The following is an 11,855-nucleotide window of genomic DNA, read 5'->3' on the forward strand; positions in this document are numbered from 1 at the left end:
AAAGGAGAAACCATATGGAAGTATTTATTGGTCGGCAACCTATATTTAATAAACAAAAGCAAGTTTTCGCATATGAATTATTATATAGAAACGGAGCAGTCATGAACGAGTTTCCGTCTATTGATTCGGATAAGGCAACTGTTGAAGTTTTGATCAATTCATTATTTTCAATTGGTTTTGATGAACTTACAAATGGTAAACCATGCTTTATAAATTTTACTGAAAACCTTTTAATGAGTAATATATTTGATCACTTACAACCTGATCAAGTAGTAATTGAAATTTTAGAAGATGTCCCCATCACAGCAAAATTGGTGAAGAGAATCAAAAAATTAAAAAGCCAAGGTTATAAAATTGCTCTTGATGATTTTGAATTGCAAAAAGATGTGACGCTATATAATGAATTATTTACATATACTGATTTTATTAAAGTAGATTTTCTTCTTACTTCAGAAGAGGAACGAAAAAAGATTGAGAATCGTGTTAGAAAAGACTTCCCTAATATTGTTTTGTTAGCTGAAAAGGTAGAGACACGATCACAATGTCACATAGCAAATGAAAATGGATATCAACTTTTTCAAGGTTATTTCTTCAAACAACCTCAAATTATCCGAGGTAATGATATCCCTGCCAATGTATTACAATATTATCGTGTAATTTCTTTATTACGCGGGAAAGATCCTGATATTGATGATATAACTAAGCAAATTGAACACGACGTTGCGATGTCATTTAAATTGTTGAAATTGATCAATTCATCTTCGAAACGTAGAAAGTCTAAAATTCGTTCAATTAAACAAGCTATATTATTATTGGGCTTAGCAGATTTACGTAAATGGATATATATTTTAGCGTATCGTGAATCGCAAAAAGATGCACAAGCTGATATGTATGATGAACTGATGAAGGCATCCTTATGTAGAGCTAAAATTTGTGAAATGTTAGCACGTTATAAATATAAAGAGAATTATTCCGAATACTTCTTAGTAGGAATGTTTTCATTAATCGATGCAATTTTGCAGAGATCTATGAACAATATATTATCACAACTTCCTTTGTCGGATATTATTATAGAAACGATTTTAGATGGTGAGACAGAGATGACGCCGTATCTACAAATGGCTATTGCTTTGGATAAGCTAAATTGGGATAAAGTTGCAAAGTTAGCTGTTGAGATAGGCATTAATGGAAAAGATTTATATGCAATATACCAAGAAGCAAATAAATGGTCAGATAATATTCTTTAATGTCTACTATAGATGGTGTGTTAAAAAAGTTTGCAATAGTAAAATGAAGACTAAAACAGTTGAATAAGCTTTTTATTTTGGGGAATGCTGAAATAGTGAAATTCACAAAGATGAAACAACTTGCTGTATACATTGATGTATATGTGTTTGCAGAGCTTTTTAATGGGTATACCTGTTAGTGTAAGGTTTTAAAAAATTCTATATTCGGTATAATTATTCTGTAAGCAATACAATGATTGAGGAGGTCTTCAAATGAAAAAAACTCTACTTGCTATTCTATTCGGTTCAGCCCTTGTGCTTGGTGCATGTGGTGGTGGTAATAAAGCAAAAGAAGAAACTACAAATGAAAAAACTGGTTCAGAAACAGCAGCTGTTGATGCACAACAAATTATTCAACAAAAATGTATTACTTGTCACGGTGAAAATCTTGAAGGACGAGGTAACTTCCCTAATATCTCAAAAATCGGTGCCACACTTTCCAAAAAAGAAATCTTAGATGTTATTAATAATGGTAAAAATGGAATGCCTGGTGGTCTCATTTCTGGTGACGATGCTGAGGCAGTAGCTAAATGGTTATCTGAACAAAAATAAGCTCTATATTAAAACTAGCTTTCTGAGGGGGAAGCTAGTTTTTTGTAGGTGGAACATACAGCAAGGATAAGAGCAACCCATAGGGAATATGGATTGCTTTTTTCTATTTGTAAATTTGGTTTATGGAAGAGGGGCATAGCTGAACGAACGCGCTCAGCTATTAAATTTATGTTAAAATATATTCCAAGTGTTGTTATTTTAAAGGGTAGGTTTATGGAAGGAAGTGTTAGTCTTGGATCAAGTATGTACGAAAGATGTTATTAAGATGTTTGACTTGAAGATTATCAGTGGTCATGAGGGAATTGGTCGACATATATTAACAAGTGATATTTCTAGACCAGGCCTTGAGATGGCAGGCTATTTTACGCATTATCCAGCTCAACGTGTTCAGCTATTAGGTAAAACAGAGCTGTCATTTTTTGATATGTTGCCAAGAGATGTACAGTTTGATCGAATGAACAAACTCTGTTCACAAGATACACCTGCCATTATTATTTCGCATGATATGGAAGTACCTGAAGCGTTATTTGTTGCTTCTAATGAGCACCATGTACCAGTATTATCAACAAAAATGGCAACAACTCGTTTCTCAAGTATGTTAACGAATTATCTTGAAAGTCAATTAGCCCCTACAACAGCTGTTCATGGTGTATTGGCTGATATATATGGAATCGGAGTTTTGATTACTGGGAAAAGTGGCGTAGGTAAAAGTGAGACTGCACTTGAACTTGTGAAAAAAGGGCACCGTCTTGTTGCGGATGACTGTGTAGAAATTCGTCAAGAAGGTGAAAATACATTAATAGGGAATGCACCTGCTTTAATACAGCATTTACTTGAAATTCGTGGCATAGGTATCATTGATATTATGACATTATTTGGAGCTAGTGCAGTTAGAAGTCATAAACGCATTTCACTTGTTATTGATTTAGAAGTATGGGATTCTGATAAAACCTATGATCGTTTAGGTTTAGAAGAAGAGACGATGAAAATTATTGATACGGAATTGACGAAGTTAACAATCCCAGTTAAACCAGGACGAAATTTATCTGTTATCATCGAAGTAGCAGCTATGAATTATCGCTTGAAAAAACTTGGGGTTAATGCAGCAGAAGAGTTTTCTAGAAGACTTGATAGTGTGATTGAGTCTAAAGGAAATTGATGTAGGCAAACTTCGTAATTTGGAAGGAGAAAAGTATGGATTCAATATTATTACAAATTAATCCAGTAGCACTTGAACTAGGACCAATTTCAATTAGATGGTACGGAGTTATTATTGCGACGGGTATTATTATTGCCTTTTTGATTGGGCAACGAGAAATGGTGAAGCGTGGGTTTCATAATGATTTTCTAACAGATTTATTGATTTGGGCAGTACCAATTTCTATTATCTGTGCCCGAATTTACTATGTGATATTTAAATGGGATTTCTATAGTGCAAACCCTGGTGAGATTATTCAGATTTGGCATGGTGGAATTGCTATACATGGTGCACTAATTGGTGCATTTATTACTACATATATTTTTGCTAAAAAGCATGGGGCTAGTTTTTGGAAAATCGCAGATGTATTAGCGCCAAGCTTAATAGTAGGTCAAATTATTGGTCGTTGGGGTAATTTTATGAACCAAGAGGCCTTTGGTGATGCTGTGACACGCGATTTCTTAGAAGGTCTGCATTTGCCAAATTGGATTATTGAGCAGATGAATGTGAACGGTATCTACCATCATCCTACTTTCTTATATGAATCATTATGGAATGTAGTTGGCCTCGTATTGTTATTAGCTTTACGAAAAGTGAACTTACGACGTGGTGAAATATTCTTAACTTATATTATTTGGTATTCATTTGGTCGTTTCTTTGTAGAAGGATTACGTACTGATAGTTTATTAATAGGTGATTTGCGCATGGCACAAATTGTATCGTTAATCGGTTTAGTAATAGGTGTAGCACTTTTCATCTATAGAAGAATGAAAGTAAAACCAGTTGTAAAGTATTTAGATAAGTAATATTGAAGAGTAGCGCAGTGAACGCTAATAGAGTATTAATGACCAGGCTGAAATCAGCTTGGTCATTAATGGTTATCATGCAGTTGATGAAACTATATACATTTTAGACGTTAGGAATCCCTATATCGTCGTTATTTTTATTCACATTATGACAGGGTTCGTTTTTCTCGTAGCTGTAATAATACTTTGACGAAGAACGGAAGAAAAGAAAGAAAAAGGAGCTGCATTCGTATGACAAATAGAAAAATTAAAGCACTATTATTCGACTTCGACGGTACTTTATTAGATACAAATGAGCTTATCATACAAACTTTTTTACATGTATTAGAGACTAAATTCCCCGGGAAATATAGCAGAGAAGACGTTTTGCCATTTTTAGGACCTTCTTTAAAAGATACATTTTCAACTGTCGATTTAGAGCGTGTAGATGAGCTAATACAAGATTATCGAAAATGGAATATTGCTCATCATGATGAGCTTGTAACAGAATTTGATGGTGTTTTAGAAACATTACTAACACTGAAAGAAGCGGGAATTCGACTTGCGATTGTTTCAACAAAACGACAAGAAATGCTAGCAAGAGGACTTCGTATTTTAAAAGCGGAAGGACTATTTGAAGTCATTATTGGTTCAGATGATGTGAAAAATGTGAAACCAGATCCAGAGCCAATTTTATTAGCACTTGAGAAGATGGGTCTACGGAAAGATGAAGTAATAATGATAGGCGATAATTCTCACGATATTGAAGGTGGTAAAAACGCTGGAGTAAAAACAGCGGGCGTTGCATGGTCATTGAAAGGTGAAGCATTCTTGGCACAATTCAAACCTGATTATATGCTACATCATTTGAGTGACTTATTAGAGATTGTTGGGGAAGTTTCCTATGAGGAGAACTGAGAGATATCCTGTTGAAGGTGCAAGTTCCCTTTGGCAAATTTATAAAACAGTTTCCTTTTGGAAGGTAGCAAAAACATTCATCGTTATTCAAATGGCGCGTTATACGCCATTTTTATCGATGAAAAACTGGCTGTATCGTACATTTTTGAAAATGAAAATAGGAGATAAGACGGCGTTTGCTTTAATGGTAATGCCAGATACGATGTTTCCTGAACGTATTCAAGTTGGAAGTAATACGATCATTGGCTATAATACGACAATTTTAGCGCATGAATATTTAATAGAAGAATATAGATTAGGCGATGTCATTATTGGAGATCGTGTAATGATTGGCGCAAATTCAACAATATTGCCTGGCGTTAACATTGGAGATGATGCAATTGTCTCTGCGGCAACATTAGTGAATAGAGATGTTCCAGCTGGCGCTTTTGTCGGAGGTAATCCAATGCAAATCATTTACACGAAGGAACAAATGGATATCAAAAAGTCAGTGAATTCCAAAAACTCATAAAGTTTGAATACTTTATGAGTTTTTTCTATTGACGGCATGTAAGAATTGAGATAAAATACTTTCATACATCATCACTCTATCACTCTAGTGAACTAAAGTAAATAGATTAGGAAGTGTCACTATGTCACCGATTCGAAAGTTTGAAAAGCCACTTGGAATGCGCGATACGTTTCCAAAGATTTTTGAAAAAAAAGAAGTTGTTAGACAGACCGGTAGAGATTTTCTACAAATGAGAGGCTTTGACTTTATAAAAACACCAACGCTTGAATATTACGATACAGTTGGTAAAGCCTCTGCAATTGTTGAGTCTTCTTTATTTAAGCTAGTAGATAGTCAAGGAAATACATTAGTACTTCGTCCAGATATGACAACACCAATCGCACGTGTAGCTTCATCGAAGTTATTAAAAGAAAAGATCCCACTACGTTTAGCTTATTTTGCGAATGTATTCCGCGCTCAAGAAACAGAAGGTGGACGCCCAGCAGAATTTGAACAAATGGGTGTTGAAATTATTGGAGATTCTTCTGTTTATGCGGATGCTGAAAGTTTATTGACTGTAATTGAACTTTTAAAGGCATTAGAAGTAAAACAATTTAAGTTAACAATCGGAAATGTTGGGATTCTAAATGCCATTTTATCTCAAAATGTCAGAACAGAAGAGCAATTCAAAGAATTATATAAATTGCTTGTGGAAAAGAATATTGTAGGTTTTGAAGAAGCGGTTAAGCTTTTTGAGCTGCCTCAGAAAAACAAACAAACATTATTAACTTTTATTGAAGAAGCGACAGATTTAAATAACATTAACCAAATTGATAAATATTTAATAGAAAAAGATGATTTTATATATATGGAAAGATTGCAAAAGATTTTAGCTATTTCCGAAGTAGAAAAGTACATTTATTTTGATTTCACATTAGCGAGTCATATGAATTACTACACTGGCATGCTATTTGAAGTATTTGCAACAGGAGCAGGTTTCCCATTAGGCAATGGAGGCCGCTACGATGGATTACTGGATGAATTTGGATCACAGGTTGGAGCAATTGGTTTTGGATTACGTGTTGATCAATTGTTGGAAGTCATGCCTTCACTTCAAAAGGATCAAGAAGAGGTGCTCGTATTATTTGCAGAGAATGAGTTCCCGTTAGCAGTAGCAAAGGCAGCTGCCCTTCGTAAAGAAGGCAAACGCACCACATTGCAATCGATTGAAGGTTTAGAGAATATAGCAGTGTTTGAGCAACTCTTTTCAAAAGTTGTACGTATCGGGCAAGGAGGAATCGAACATGACTGAATTGACAATCGCAATGCCTAAAGGGCGCATTTTCGAAGAAGCGTATGAAATGCTCATTCAAGCAGGTTTTGACCTGCCAGAAGATGTTGAAATATCACGTAAATTAATGATTGAAATTCCATCTGAAAAAATTCGCTTCATCCTAGCAAAACCAATGGACGTACCTACATATGTTGAACACGGTGTAGCTGATATTGGTATAGCAGGAAAAGATGTTCTGCTAGAACAAGGAAGAGCGGTACATGAATTACTCGATTTGAAAATTAGTAAATGTTATATCGCTTCTGCTGGATTACCAAATACAAAGTTAGATGATATTGCACCACGTATTGCGACGAAATATCCAACAGTTGCCTCTCACTATTACCGTGAAAAAGGAGAACAAGTTGAAATAATTGGACTGAACGGTTCGATTGAATTAGCTCCAATGATAGGACTTGCTGACCGTATTGTGGATATTGTTTCAACTGGTCAAACATTAAAAGTAAATGGGCTAGTTGAATATGAGCATATTACAGATGTATCATCTCGATTAATCGCTAACCCGGTAAGCTATCGTATGAAGAGTGAGCGTATTCAAGATCTCGTAAAACGTTTAAAAAAATGTGTGAAATGAGAGAAGGTTTAAACGATGAAGATTCAAGACTTAACAAATAATATATCCTTACAACGCCCATTGGAGAGCGGCAACGAGGAGCAATTACAAACAGTTAGAGAAGTACTTGCCAATGTTCGTCAAAATGGTGATGCTGCTGTCAAAAGGTATGGTGCAAAATGGGACGGTGTTTTTCTTAATGAATTGCGTGTGTCACCAGAAGAAATATCCGAAGCAGTTAGCAGTATGGATGCGCAGTTAATAGAAGATTTAAAAGAAGCTGCATTGAATATACGCGCATATCATGACAAACAAAAGCGCCAAGGTTATCGACTAAATCTTGAAAATGATTCTTGGCTAGGGCAACGTATTACAGCATTAGCGGCTGTTGGTCTTTATGTTCCAGGAGGTTCAGCTGCTTACCCATCATCTGTTTTAATGAATGTTATTCCAGCACAAGTAGCTGGTGTTGAGCGCATCGTTTTAGTATCACCTCCAGGAAAAGACGGTAAGCTACCAGCAGCTGTTTTAACTGCTGCATCCATATTAGGGATTACTGAGATTTATAAAATGGGAGGTGCACAGGCAATTGGTGCTCTTGCTTACGGTACAGAGTCTATTCAAGCAGTTGATAAAATTACAGGACCAGGTAATATTTTTGTTGCATTAGCAAAACGTGAAGTGTTTGGTGAAGTAGCCATTGATATGATTGCTGGACCAAGCGAAATTGCTATTATTGCAGATGAGAATGCATATGCAGATGAGATTGCAGCAGACTTATTATCTCAAGCCGAGCATGACCCTATGGCATGTGCGATTTTAGTTACAACGAGTGAAAGACTAGCTGAAGAAGTAGCGGAGGAAGTTGAAAATCAACTAACATTATTACCGCGAGAAGCAATTGCACGTAAGGCAATCGAAAACTTTGGCAGTATTTATATAGCTGAAACGCTCGCTGAAGCAGTGCAAGCAATCAATCAATTAGCACCAGAGCATTTAGAAATTGTTACGGACAATGCGGAAGCTATTGCTGAGCAAATTCGTAATGCGGGCGCTATATTTATCGGGCGTTATAGTTCAGAACCAGTAGGAGATTATTTTGCAGGTACAAATCACGTGTTACCAACAAATAGTACAGCGCGTTTTGCTAGTGGCTTGAATGTTGATGACTTTATAAAAAAAACAAGCGTTGTTTATTATACAAAAGAAACTTGGGCACAAAATTCGCCGAAAATAGCTAGACTTGCCAGATTAGAAGGATTAGAAGCTCATGCTAGAGCAGTGGAGTCTAGAGGGTGGGAAAAAGGAGACGAATCAAGTGGAAGCAACTAAAAAGCGTTTTGCCAAAATCGAACGAAAAACAAATGAAACTCAGATTGCTGTAGAAATTAATTTAGATGGTGAAGGGAAGTCTACTATTTCAACGGGTGTTCCTTTTATGGACCATATGTTAGATCTATTTATGAAACATGGTTTATTTGACGGATCTATTACTGCAAATGGTGATACATATATTGATGATCACCATACAACAGAAGATTTAGGGATTGTGTTAGGTCAAGCAATTAAAGAGGCGTTAGGTGATAAAAAAGGTATTAAGCGCTACGGTAACGCATTTGTGCCAATGGATGATGCATTAGCACAAGTTGTTATTGATTGTTCAAATCGTCCACACTTAGAATTCCGAGTAGATATCCCAACAGACAAAGTGGGTACATTTGATACGGAGTTAGTGCATGAATTTTTATGGAAATTTGCATTAGAAGCTCGTATGAATGTTCATGTCATTGTCCCTTATGGGCACAATGCTCATCATATTATCGAAGCAATCTTTAAAGCGTTGGCTAGAGCGATTGATGATGCGGTATCGATTGATCCACGTGTGAAAGGTGTACCTTCAACTAAGGGGCTGCTAACATGAAAATCGGCATAATCGATTATGGTATGGGGAATTTATTTAGCGTTGAACAGGCTATTAAACGTCTAGGATTTGAAGTTTTAGTATCTGCAGACAAAGAAGAGCTATTTGCAACAGATGCTCTTATTTTACCTGGGGTCGGTGCTTTTAAAGATGCTATGAAACGACTACAAGAAACGAATTTAGATTTATTAATAAATGAAGTAGAAAAAAGCAATAAACCCTTACTGGGTATTTGTTTAGGTATGCAATTATTATTTCAAGAAAGCTCAGAGAATGGCTGTGGAAAAGGGCTAGGTATTTTCAACGGGAAAATTGAGCGATTTGCTGGGATTAATGATGCTGGTGTTGCCTATCGAGTACCACATATGGGGTGGAACGAACTACAATTTGCTCAACATCCAGAATGGTTACAAAAAAATGAAATGACAGGTGATCATTTCGTTTATTTTGTTCATTCATACTTCGCAACTAATATAGATCAAGCGGAATTAGTTGCTTTTGCTCATTATGGCAATGAACAAGTGCCAGGTATTGTACAAAAAGGGTCTATTACAGGTATGCAATTTCACCCTGAAAAATCAAGTGAATTCGGTGTTCTATTATTGAAACAGTGGTTAGATGGTGTAAAAAAAGGAGTTGTAGTGTAATGAGTTCAATTCAAGTTTTCCCAGCAATCGATATGAGAGGTGGTAAATGCGTGCGCTTATTTAAAGGCGATTACGCACAAGAAACTGTGTACGCAGACTCTCCTTTTGAAATGGCAAAAAGCTTTGCAGAAGCAGGTGCAAGCTTTATACATATGGTCGATTTAGATGGTGCTAAAGATGGTGAACGTACACATGCAGCTGAAGTTTTACGCGTAGCAAAAGAATTACCGGTAAAAGTGCAAATAGGTGGGGGTATTCGTACTGAGGAGGATGTACGCTTCTATCTCGAAAATGGGGTTCATCGTGTGATTATTGGCAGTCTAGCCATTCGTGAACCGGAGCTTGTTGCAAGCTTTATAGAAGAGTTTGGTGCAGAACGCATAGTAATTGGACTAGATGCAAAGGACGGTATGGTAGCGACACATGGTTGGCTGGAGACATCTAATAAGTCTGCTATTGAAGTCGGGAAATATTTTGCTAAGGCAGGCGCAAAATATTTTGTTTTCACTGATATTGCAACAGATGGTACTTTAGCTGGTCCGAATATTCCAGCGAACGTGAAATTAGCTGAGGCAACAAATGCCGAGATTATTGTATCCGGTGGTATTAGTTCACTTGGAGATATTCAGCAAGTAAAAGAAGCTGCACAAAACTCATCAGTTGCAGGTGTGATTATTGGGAAAGCCCTTTATGCAGGTCGATTTACATTACCAGAGGCACTTAAGGAGGCGGAATAATGCTTACGAAACGAATTATTCCATGTCTTGATGTGAAGGAAGGACGCGTTGTAAAAGGCGTTCAATTCGTCTCATTACGAGATGCTGGTGATCCAGTAGAGCTTGCTAAATTTTATAATGAACAAGGGGCAGATGAGCTTGTTTTTTTAGATATTTCAGCTACGCATGAAGGTCGTGAAACGATGGTTGATGTCGTGCGACAAACAGCTTCTACTTTAGCGATTCCTTTTACTGTTGGAGGCGGCATTCGAACTCTTGAGGATATGAAACGATTACTCCGTGCTGGTGCAGATAAAGTATCGGTAAATTCTTCTGCTTTGCAACGTCCAGAACTTATTAAAGAAGGTTCTGATTACTTTGGAGCACAATGTATCGTTGTGGCAATCGATGCTAAGTGGAGTGAAGAAGACGGTACTTGGATGGTATATACGCACGGTGGGCGCAATAAAACAGATTGGCAAGCAGTGGCTTGGGCGAAAGAAGCAGTACGGCTTGGAGCAGGAGAATTATTAGTCACAAGTATGGATCAAGATGGAGAGAAAAGCGGCTTTGATTTACCGTTAACAAAAGCAATCCGTGAAGCTGTCAATGTACCAATTATTGCGAGTGGTGGGGCTGGAAACGCTGATCACTTTTATGATGTTTTACAACATGTAGATGCTGATGCTGCACTAGCGGCTTCTATATTTCACTATAAAGAAACAAGTGTCGCAGAAGTGAAAAATAAATTGCGACAAAAGGGAGTGTTCGTGAGATGATAGAAAATCTTCAATTTGACGAAAAAGGTTTGATTACTACAGTAGTACAAGATGCGCAAACGAAAGAAGTATTAACCGTTGCATACATGAACAAAGAATCTTTAGAAAAAACATTAGCGACAGGTCAAACGTGGTTTTATAGCCGTTCTCGTCAAGAACTTTGGCATAAAGGGGCCACAAGTGGTAACACACAAAATGTGATAGCAATTCGTGCTGACTGCGACAAAGACGCACTAGTTGTTGAGGTTTTACCAACAGGACCTGCGTGTCATAATGGTACGACAAGTTGCTTTACAGAGACCATAAAAGAGAAATCAGATAATGTGGGTTCTTTAGATATTATTACTGAGCTTCGTAGTGTTATTCAAAACCGCGAAAAGGAAATGCCAGAGGGTGCATATACAACTTATCTATTTAATGAAGGAATCGATAAAATTTGTAAAAAAGTCGGCGAGGAAGCAACAGAGGTTGTTATAGCTTCAAAAAACCGCGATGCCGAAGAGTTGAAATGGGAAACAGCAGATTTAATTTATCACTTATTGGTACTATTACAAGAACAAAAGTTGGATGTATTTGATGTTTTAGGGGTGCTTCAAAAGCGCCATGAGCAACATTAAATATGATATAATGAAGGATACTAGAGTATAAGGGACGTT

At 36.7% G+C, this 11,855-nt stretch carries 14 protein-coding genes; all 14 read left to right on the plus strand.

Going from position 1 to position 11,855, the window contains the following annotated elements; translation table 11 throughout:
- Nucleotides 1–14 precede the first annotated feature (14 nt).
- The 14 genes from MHH85_RS01335 to hisIE all read left to right on the plus strand — a co-directional run bounded on the left by MHH85_RS01335 (nt 15) and on the right by hisIE (nt 11,816).
- A complete protein-coding gene (locus MHH85_RS01335; RefSeq protein WP_340705724.1) occupies nt 15–1,247 on the plus strand; it encodes an EAL and HDOD domain-containing protein in 1,233 nt (410 codons plus the stop codon).
- A gap of 252 nt (nt 1,248–1,499) precedes the next feature.
- Nucleotides 1,500–1,838 (plus strand): cytochrome c551, encoded by a 339-nt coding sequence (cccB, locus tag MHH85_RS01340; RefSeq protein WP_340705725.1) that lies wholly within the window; start codon nt 1,500–1,502, stop codon nt 1,836–1,838.
- Nucleotides 1,839–2,070: 232 nt separating this feature from the next.
- Complete coding sequence (gene hprK, locus MHH85_RS01345; protein WP_193740914.1) at nt 2,071–2,997, plus strand: HPr(Ser) kinase/phosphatase; 927 nt, start codon at nt 2,071–2,073, stop codon at nt 2,995–2,997.
- A gap of 35 nt (nt 2,998–3,032) precedes the next feature.
- Nucleotides 3,033–3,842, plus strand: a complete 810-nt coding sequence (lgt, locus tag MHH85_RS01350) for a prolipoprotein diacylglyceryl transferase (protein ID WP_193740913.1) — start codon at nt 3,033–3,035, stop codon at nt 3,840–3,842.
- A 231-nt stretch (nt 3,843–4,073) separates the two neighbouring features.
- Nucleotides 4,074–4,739 carry a pyrophosphatase PpaX gene (ppaX, locus tag MHH85_RS01355; RefSeq protein ID WP_340705726.1) on the plus strand — a complete coding sequence of 222 codons (666 nt, stop codon included), beginning with the start codon at nt 4,074–4,076 and terminating at the stop codon, nt 4,737–4,739.
- Nucleotides 4,726–5,250: an acyltransferase gene (locus MHH85_RS01360; protein WP_340705727.1), complete on the plus strand. Its 525-nt coding sequence runs from the start codon at nt 4,726–4,728 to the stop codon at nt 5,248–5,250. The genes ppaX and MHH85_RS01360 overlap by 14 nt, the downstream gene beginning before the upstream one ends.
- Nucleotides 5,251–5,371: 121 nt before the next feature.
- Nucleotides 5,372–6,541 carry an ATP phosphoribosyltransferase regulatory subunit gene (locus MHH85_RS01365; RefSeq protein ID WP_340705728.1) on the plus strand — a complete coding sequence of 390 codons (1,170 nt, stop codon included), beginning with the start codon at nt 5,372–5,374 and terminating at the stop codon, nt 6,539–6,541.
- The gene (hisG, locus tag MHH85_RS01370) at nt 6,534–7,157 is read left to right on the plus strand and encodes an ATP phosphoribosyltransferase (RefSeq protein WP_340705729.1); all 624 of its coding nucleotides are present in this window, start codon (nt 6,534–6,536) and stop codon (nt 7,155–7,157) included. Before MHH85_RS01365 ends, hisG begins: the two co-directional genes overlap by 8 nt.
- Before the next feature lie 15 nt (nt 7,158–7,172).
- Nucleotides 7,173–8,468, plus strand: coding sequence for a histidinol dehydrogenase (hisD, locus tag MHH85_RS01375; protein WP_340705730.1), 1,296 nt, complete (start codon nt 7,173–7,175; stop codon nt 8,466–8,468).
- On the plus strand, nt 8,407–9,057 hold the full coding sequence (hisB, locus tag MHH85_RS01380) for an imidazoleglycerol-phosphate dehydratase HisB (protein WP_340705731.1): 651 nt from the start codon (nt 8,407–8,409) through the stop codon (nt 9,055–9,057). Before hisD ends, hisB begins: the two co-directional genes overlap by 62 nt.
- Complete coding sequence (gene hisH, locus MHH85_RS01385; protein ID WP_340705732.1) at nt 9,054–9,704, plus strand: imidazole glycerol phosphate synthase subunit HisH; 651 nt, start codon at nt 9,054–9,056, stop codon at nt 9,702–9,704. Before hisB ends, hisH begins: the two co-directional genes overlap by 4 nt.
- Nucleotides 9,704–10,441, plus strand: coding sequence for a 1-(5-phosphoribosyl)-5-[(5-phosphoribosylamino)methylideneamino]imidazole-4-carboxamide isomerase (hisA, locus tag MHH85_RS01390; RefSeq protein WP_340705733.1), 738 nt, complete (start codon nt 9,704–9,706; stop codon nt 10,439–10,441). The genes hisH and hisA overlap by 1 nt, the downstream gene beginning before the upstream one ends.
- Entirely contained in the window at nt 10,441–11,199 is a 759-nt protein-coding gene (gene hisF, locus MHH85_RS01395; RefSeq protein ID WP_340705734.1) for an imidazole glycerol phosphate synthase subunit HisF, read from the plus strand. The genes hisA and hisF overlap by 1 nt, the downstream gene beginning before the upstream one ends.
- Entirely contained in the window at nt 11,196–11,816 is a 621-nt protein-coding gene (hisIE, locus tag MHH85_RS01400; RefSeq protein WP_340705735.1) for a bifunctional phosphoribosyl-AMP cyclohydrolase/phosphoribosyl-ATP diphosphatase HisIE, read from the plus strand. The genes hisF and hisIE overlap by 4 nt, the downstream gene beginning before the upstream one ends.
- Nucleotides 11,817–11,855 lie beyond the last annotated feature (39 nt).

Source organism: Viridibacillus sp. FSL E2-0187 (assembly GCF_038006425.1).
In the GTDB taxonomy this organism is placed as follows: domain Bacteria; phylum Bacillota; class Bacilli; order Bacillales_A; family Planococcaceae; genus Viridibacillus; species Viridibacillus arvi.

Excerpts from the sequence above, each read along its gene's own strand:
- hisF (WP_340705734.1), top strand. The coding sequence starts at position 10,441 with ATGCTTACGAAACGAATTATTCCATGTCTTGATGTGAAGGAAGGACGC.
- hisB (WP_340705731.1), top strand. The coding sequence starts at position 8,407 with ATGCTAGAGCAGTGGAGTCTAGAGGGTGGGAAAAAGGAGACGAATCAA.
- hisA (WP_340705733.1), top strand. The coding sequence starts at position 9,704 with ATGAGTTCAATTCAAGTTTTCCCAGCAATCGATATGAGAGGTGGTAAA.
- hisH (WP_340705732.1), top strand. The coding sequence starts at position 9,054 with ATGAAAATCGGCATAATCGATTATGGTATGGGGAATTTATTTAGCGTT.
- MHH85_RS01335 (WP_340705724.1), top strand. The coding sequence starts at position 15 with ATGGAAGTATTTATTGGTCGGCAACCTATATTTAATAAACAAAAGCAA.
- hisIE (WP_340705735.1), top strand. The coding sequence starts at position 11,196 with ATGATAGAAAATCTTCAATTTGACGAAAAAGGTTTGATTACTACAGTA.
- hisD (WP_340705730.1), top strand. The coding sequence starts at position 7,173 with ATGAAGATTCAAGACTTAACAAATAATATATCCTTACAACGCCCATTG.
- ppaX (WP_340705726.1), top strand. The coding sequence starts at position 4,074 with ATGACAAATAGAAAAATTAAAGCACTATTATTCGACTTCGACGGTACT.
- hisG (WP_340705729.1), top strand. The coding sequence starts at position 6,534 with ATGACTGAATTGACAATCGCAATGCCTAAAGGGCGCATTTTCGAAGAA.
- MHH85_RS01365 (WP_340705728.1), top strand. The coding sequence starts at position 5,372 with ATGTCACCGATTCGAAAGTTTGAAAAGCCACTTGGAATGCGCGATACG.
- lgt (WP_193740913.1), top strand. The coding sequence starts at position 3,033 with ATGGATTCAATATTATTACAAATTAATCCAGTAGCACTTGAACTAGGA.
- MHH85_RS01360 (WP_340705727.1), top strand. The coding sequence starts at position 4,726 with ATGAGGAGAACTGAGAGATATCCTGTTGAAGGTGCAAGTTCCCTTTGG.
- cccB (WP_340705725.1), top strand. The coding sequence starts at position 1,500 with ATGAAAAAAACTCTACTTGCTATTCTATTCGGTTCAGCCCTTGTGCTT.